Source organism: Klebsiella sp. K47, assembly GCF_051858335.1.
Classification (GTDB): domain Bacteria; phylum Pseudomonadota; class Gammaproteobacteria; order Enterobacterales; family Enterobacteriaceae; genus Klebsiella; species Klebsiella pneumoniae.
This window is the reverse complement of sequence record NZ_JBPYUI010000009.1, coordinates 191,384-197,467: the sequence shown is the minus strand read 5'-3', so window position 1 is coordinate 197,467 and position 6,084 is coordinate 191,384. Positions and strand designations below refer to the sequence as shown.

Below are 6,084 nucleotides of genomic sequence, written 5' to 3'. Positions count from 1 at the left end.
AGCCATAAAACTGCACCTTACTCAGTTGGGTGTCCAACTTTTGGGGTGCAGTCCACTGCGCTTGCCGGGCCTACGGGGTCAAAGCCGAATGGTAGGCCGGGTGGCGGATACGCCTTACCCGGCATAAAAACCGCTAAAGCCCGACGGTCTACCAGGAGGCCAGCCACAGCCGCAGGCGCATTCCCCAGCCGCTGGTCCAGCCGGTGGTAACCGACTTTACCTCGCCTTGAGAAATGACCACCAGCGTCGGCGTTACCTGGATGTCCCACTGCCGCGCCAGCTGGCCGCTCGGATCATTCACCGTCGGCAGCGTCATTTTCTTCCTGGTCAGCCACCTCTCCAGCTTGACGTTATCGCCGGAACGCAGGGCTACCGTCAGCACATTGCCGCCGTCGGCGGCAAGCGATGCCACCGACGGCGTGGTATAGCGACAAACTCCGCACCAGGTCGCCCAGACGTACAGCAGCAGCGGCTTTTGCTGGCTCATGGCATGCAGATCCAGCGTCCTGCCGTCGAGTGTCTGCAGCGATGTGGCGCTGACGTTTTGCGGCAGCGCGGGCTGGCGAAAATAATCCACCGCCAGACTCACCGCCGCGCCAATCAGCAGCCACACCGCCAGCTCGCGCAGCCAGCGCCTGATTTTACTGGCCACGGGCTTTCGCCAGCTGCTCTTTCACCAGCCCCTCCAGCTCATCAGCAGGGATCGCGCCGGCCACCATCTGATCGCCGATGATGGTCGCCGGGGTGCCCTGAATATTCAGCACCTGCGACAAAATCAGGTTCATCTTCAGCGAATCCATGGTCTTGTCATCGATTTTTACACTATCGGTGGCGGTTTTCTTCTGCGCGGCGGCGATACTGGCGTCATCGTGATAGCCTTTTTTCGCCATCAGCCGCTGATGCAGCGCCCAGAATTTATCGGGCTGCTGACGCCAGGTGGAGAGCGCGGTTTTAGCGGCATTCACCGAACTCTGCCCTTTAAACGGCAGCAGCTTAACGATGAGCTGGATGTCCGGATTATCGTGGACGATTTTTTCCAGCAGCGGATCAAACTGTTTGCAGTAAGGGCAGTTGTAATCGGTAAACGAGACGATCGTGAGTTTTGGCTCTTTCGCGCCGGTGCGGGGGCTATTTGGATCGTTAAACAGCAGCTGGGCTAACTGGTCATTACCGTTCGATTGTGGTTCTTCCGCCGGGGCGGCGAAGCTGAAGGCCGATACGCACAGCAGTAATAAGGCGGTGATAGTTCTCATGTTATTTTCCTTTAGCGGCGGACAGGGTGGCGAGAAGGTGTTCGCGGTCTAACAGCGCAGGCAGAATCTGTCCCTGCGGCAATTCCGGTCCGTAAATCTGGTTAAACGGCACCGCGGCGCTGCCGCGTGCGGTTAAAAACTGGCTAATGTCAGCGGAGGGGCGGCTCCAGTCGCCGCGCAGGGCGACTACGTCTGGCGCTAACAGCGCCTGCTGGACGTCGTCGCGCAGCAGCACGTTGTATTTATTGGCTTTACAGGTCACGCACCAGTCGGCGGTGACATCAATAAATACCCGCTTATGCTCCGCCAGGGCGCTGGCGATAGCCTGCTCGCTGAGCGGCTGCCAGTTAACCCGGTCGCGGCGCGGGCCCTGGCCGTCCTGTTGGGCGACAAAGGCGACGGCGCCCGCTACCACTATGGCCAGGGCGCCCGCGCGCAGCGCCGTCCGCCAGCGGTAGCGCCAGGCGGTGGCCACTAGCAGGGCGATGGCCAGAATCACCAGCAGGGTAAGCACCGGCGTACGGCCGATGTGGATCGTCAGCAGGCTGACCAGCCATAGCGCTGAACCAAGCATCATTAGCCCCAGCACCACCCGCAGATGATTCATCCAGCGGCCCGGGCGCGGTAGACGTTGCGCCAGACCCGGCCAGGCAACGATCAGCAGCCACGGCAGGCTCATGCCGATCCCCATGGCGAAGAAAATGCCCCACAGCAGCGGCAGGGGCGCCACCAGCGCCACCGACACGGCGGTACCGAGGAATGGCGCGGTACAGGGCGTCGCCAGCAGGGTGGCGAAGGCGCCCTGCCAGAAATGGCCCATTAAGCCGTTGCCGCCCCTGGTGGCGAGGAAAGTGCTGGCGCTGGAGGAGAGGCGGATTTCGAACAGCCCCAATAAACTGGCGCTGAACAGCACCATCACCAGCGCCATCGCGCCGATAAACCACGGGTTCTGGAACTGGATGCCCCAGCCGAGCGCCTGATTCCCCAGGCGTAGCGCGGTCATCATCAGCGCCAGCGCCAGGAACGAGACGACGATCCCGCACACCGAGGCGAGGAACTGCCGCCGCACCGCGCCGCGTTCGCGACCTTCGGTTTGCACCAGCGAGCCGAGCTTCATCGCCAGCACCGGCAGCACGCAGGGCATGACGTTGAGAATAAGCCCGCCGGCCAGCGCCATCAGCAGCACCCAGCCTAACGCCAGCCCCGGCGCGGCGCTGCCGGCGGCGACGGCGATTTGGCTTTCCTGCGCCTGACCGCTATCCGCCAGCACCAGCGACAGCGTTTTGCCGCTCAGGTCCGGCGCCGCTTCGCCCCAGCTATCGGTGACCGGTACGGTGGCGGTCAGCGTATCGCCGCGGGTGGTAAAGCTCGGCTTGCCGAAATCGACATCCTCCATGCTGTCGATAAACAGCGCTGGCTGCTGCCAGCCGGCATCGCGGCGGGCGGTCACCGTCAGTTTGCCGCTGACGTAGCTGGCGGTCAGCTGCGAAGTCAGGCCATCGCGCAACGGCAGCATGCCCATCGCGCGGGTAAAATCATAATTAAATCGCTCCCCCGCCGGAGTCGTCATATCCAGCGAAAAGGGATAGTCAGTGAGAATACAGACATTGCTGCAGGTAGAGAGCGTCAGGACGCCGCTAAGCGTCGGCGGTATTTTGCCGCGCAGGGTCATCGGGAAGCTGACGTCGCCGTGGTACCCCTGAGTGGAAATGCCCGCGACGTCGAAGCGCTGCGGCGTCGGCCAGCGCCAGCTCACCTCCAGCGGCGTGTGCCAGGCGATAGCCGGCGCGATGCCGCCTTCCCCTGGCGAGCGCCAGTAGGTTTTCCAGCCCTTTTCCAGCGCTACGTCTAAAAGCAGGCGAGTGTCGCCATTGCTCTCGGTTTGCGCCCGCAGGCGGACGCTGGCGTGTTGATTGTCGGCGGCGCGCAGCCAGCCGCTGTCGGCGGCCTGGCTGACGGGCAGCCATAGCCAAAGCAGGCAGACCAGTAGTCGCCTGAATACCATATACATAAGTTTGCTCCGTAAGTGATGAATTAACCTGAACTGTCAGGAGAATCAATCACTCACGGAAGATGCATAATCGCAGATGCACCCGCAATCGGGGTGAGGAGATAACGCGGGGAGGCCACTGGCGTTCGATACGCGGCGGGATCGCCGCCAGCACCGCCAGCAGCAGGGTGATAGCCAACAGCGCCCCTTCAAACAGCATCGGCGGAACGGCCATCAGCGACTTGGCGCTGAGCTCGCACGGCGTGACCGGCGCCTCGGCCTGATCCTGGTTTTGCTGTAGCGACGGGCTGTCGGCGGTGAGGTTCATGACCAGCGCGTGCATCCCGGCCATCCGTTGAGCGGTGCAGGTTAGCACCACCAGACAGGCCAGGAGGACAAAAAGAATGGCTTTGCGTTGTCGCTTAATCATGATTGCCTCAAATATTCACGAGGCTTATCTTAACGGGCGAACGGGTTTTGGCAATGGTAAAGCTGTAAAGAAGTGTCTGGCGGATAAGCAATTAGCCCTCCCCCGGCCGGGAGAGGGCGGTTAGTTACAGGTTCTCACCGTTGCTGGCGATGACCTCTTTGTACCAGTTAAAGCTCTTCTTGCGCGAGCGGGACATGTCGCCGGTGCCATCGTCGTGTTTGTTGACGTAGATGAAGCCGTAGCGTTTGCTGTACTGCCCGGTGGTGAAGGAGACGCAGTCGATGCAGCCCCATGGGGTATAGCCCAGCAGATCGACGCCGTCATAAGTGACCGCTTTGATCATCTCTTCGATGTGGGCGCGCAGGTAGTCGATGCGGTAGTCATCGTTGATGCTGCCGTCGGCTTCTACTTTGTCGTAGGCGCCAAAGCCGTTTTCCACGATAAACAGCGGCTTCTGATAACGCTCATACAGTTCACACAGAGAATAGCGCAGGCCGACCGGGTCAATCTGCCAGCCCCAGTCGGAAGCTTTGACGTGCGGGTTCGGCACGCTGCCTTCGAAACCGGAAATGGCGTCGCCAGTGCCGCCCTCGGCTTTCACCGCGTTGGTCATGTAGTAGCTGAAGCCGAGATAGGCGCAGGTACCTTCGCGCAGGATCTGCGCGTCGCCGTCTTCCATCCTGATGTTGAAGCCGCGGCGTTCCCATTCATTCAACACATAGCTCGGGTAGTAACCGCGCAGCTGGACGTCGGTAAAGACGTAGCGCTCGCGCATCGACTCCTGGGCGAACATGACATCTTCCGGTTTGCAGGAGTAAGGGTAGAGGGCGACCATCGCCAGCATGCAGCCGACCTGCATGTCCGGGTTGATGCGCCGCGCCGCTTTCACCGCCAGCGCGCTGGCCACGAACTGGTGGTGCAGCACCTGGTACATGGTCTCTTCCGGATTGTCATGCTCGGTATAGACCACCCCGGAGCAGCAGTAGCCGAACAGCGGCGCGCGCCAGTTGCGCTGGTTGTTGATCTCGTTAAAGGTCATCCAGTATTTCACTTTGTGCTTATAGCGCTCGAAGACCACTTCGGCAAAGCGCACAAAGAAATCGACCACTTTGCGGTTGGTCCAGCCGCCATACTGCTGCACCAGGTGCAGGGGCATCTCGAAGTGGGAGAGAGTGATCACCGGCTCGATGTTGTATTTCAGCAGCTCGTCGAACATGTCGTCGTAGAACTTCAGTCCCTCTTCATTCGGCTGGGTTTCGTCACCCTGCGGGAAGATGCGGGTCCAGGCGATAGAGGTGCGGAAGCATTTGAAGCCCATCTCGGCGAACAGTTTGATGTCTTCTTTGTAGCGACCGTAGAAGTCGACGGCTTCGTGGTTCGGGTAGTATTTTCCCGCTTCGACCTGGTGGGTGATTTCGCGCGGCACGCCGTGCGCCCCGCCGGTCAACACATCGCAGATGCTGGGGCCTTTGCCGCCCTGATCCCAGCCGCCTTCAACCTGATGCGCGGCGACCGCGCCGCCCCATAAAAAATCTTTCGGAAGGGTTAATTTTTTCATCCTGGCTAATCTCTCTAATAACTATTGTTCTCGAGTCTAGCAAAGTGAAAGTGAATGTCACGATATAACAAATTCCGCCAAAGGTAATATGTTACATCAAAAAAACAGGCTGTTATTTTTAGCTGATTTTGCGCGCTAATTTACGTCCGAGGGATTCGAGAATATAGATCACTGGAATTTGCGTTGTAATATCGTAGACCCCGCCAATGCGCGTCTGCGGCACGTGCCAGGAGAGATTGAAATCAGCCAGTTTGGCCAGCCGCGAATGCTCATGGCTGGTAATCGACATTACCTTGCAATGATGCAGACTGAACTGGCTGGCAAAGCGCAGGATCTCTTCCGTCTCGCCAGAGACGGAAAGCACGATCGCCAGCGCGTTGCGGGCCATATCGTTGGTTACCGGAAAATAGGGGTCGTCAATATGGTTGCTGAATTTACCGACGTTGGAGAAGAAGCGTGCGCCATATTTCGCCAGCGCGCCGGAGGTGCCGGCGCCGACAAAAATAATACGTTCGGAGGCGAGAATAATATCGACGGCCTGCTCGAGTAATTCATCGAACTCGTCATTATTGACGCTTTTAAAAAAGCTCATTATTTCGCTGGCGCCGATATTTGCCTGTTGAGGCTCATTCTGCTCGAGATATAATTTAAAGCGCACGCGAAATTCAGAGTAGCCCTCGCACTGCAGTTTGCGGCAGAAGCGTAACACGGTGGTCGTGGAGACCCCGGCGGCCTCGGCCAGTTCGCGGATGGTCATGTACATCACTTTGTCACGATTTTTAATGACGTAGTGGTAGACCATCATCTCAAGATTATTGAGACTGGCGACAGCGGCGTGGGAGAACATACTCAC

At 59.2% G+C, this 6,084-nt stretch carries 6 protein-coding genes; all 6 read right to left on the bottom strand.

Annotated features, from left to right (window positions below; genetic code table 11):
- Positions 1 to 148: 148 nt before the first annotated feature.
- Positions 149 to 652, bottom strand: coding sequence for a protein disulfide oxidoreductase (locus RRF55_RS11495; protein WP_004889808.1), 504 nt, complete (start codon positions 650 to 652; stop codon positions 149 to 151).
- Positions 642 to 1,253: a DsbA family protein gene (locus tag RRF55_RS11490; RefSeq protein ID WP_032413027.1), complete on the bottom strand. Its 612-nt coding sequence runs from the start codon at positions 1,251 to 1,253 to the stop codon at positions 642 to 644. The genes RRF55_RS11495 and RRF55_RS11490 overlap by 11 nt, the downstream gene beginning before the upstream one ends.
- A gap of 1 nt (position 1,254) precedes the next feature.
- Positions 1,255 to 3,264, bottom strand: coding sequence for a protein-disulfide reductase DsbD family protein (locus RRF55_RS11485; RefSeq protein WP_032433605.1), 2,010 nt, complete (start codon positions 3,262 to 3,264; stop codon positions 1,255 to 1,257).
- A 49-nt stretch (positions 3,265 to 3,313) separates the two neighbouring features.
- Positions 3,314 to 3,673: a hypothetical protein gene (locus RRF55_RS11480; protein WP_004210062.1), complete on the bottom strand. Its 360-nt coding sequence runs from the start codon at positions 3,671 to 3,673 to the stop codon at positions 3,314 to 3,316.
- 124 nt (positions 3,674 to 3,797) lie between these two features.
- A complete protein-coding gene (bglA, locus tag RRF55_RS11475; protein WP_002916322.1) occupies positions 3,798 to 5,231 on the bottom strand; it encodes a 6-phospho-beta-glucosidase BglA in 1,434 nt (477 codons plus the stop codon).
- Between the two features lie 118 nt (positions 5,232 to 5,349).
- Positions 5,350 to 6,078, bottom strand: a complete 729-nt coding sequence (locus RRF55_RS11470) for a MurR/RpiR family transcriptional regulator (RefSeq protein WP_002916321.1) — start codon at positions 6,076 to 6,078, stop codon at positions 5,350 to 5,352.
- Positions 6,079 to 6,084 lie beyond the last annotated feature (6 nt).

Excerpts from the sequence above, each read along its gene's own strand:
- RRF55_RS11490 (WP_032413027.1), bottom strand. The coding sequence starts at position 1,253 with ATGAGAACTATCACCGCCTTATTACTGCTGTGCGTATCGGCCTTCAGC.
- RRF55_RS11485 (WP_032433605.1), bottom strand. The coding sequence starts at position 3,264 with ATGTATATGGTATTCAGGCGACTACTGGTCTGCCTGCTTTGGCTATGG.
- RRF55_RS11480 (WP_004210062.1), bottom strand. The coding sequence starts at position 3,673 with ATGATTAAGCGACAACGCAAAGCCATTCTTTTTGTCCTCCTGGCCTGT.
- bglA (WP_002916322.1), bottom strand. The coding sequence starts at position 5,231 with ATGAAAAAATTAACCCTTCCGAAAGATTTTTTATGGGGCGGCGCGGTC.
- RRF55_RS11470 (WP_002916321.1), bottom strand. The coding sequence starts at position 6,078 with ATGTTCTCCCACGCCGCTGTCGCCAGTCTCAATAATCTTGAGATGATG.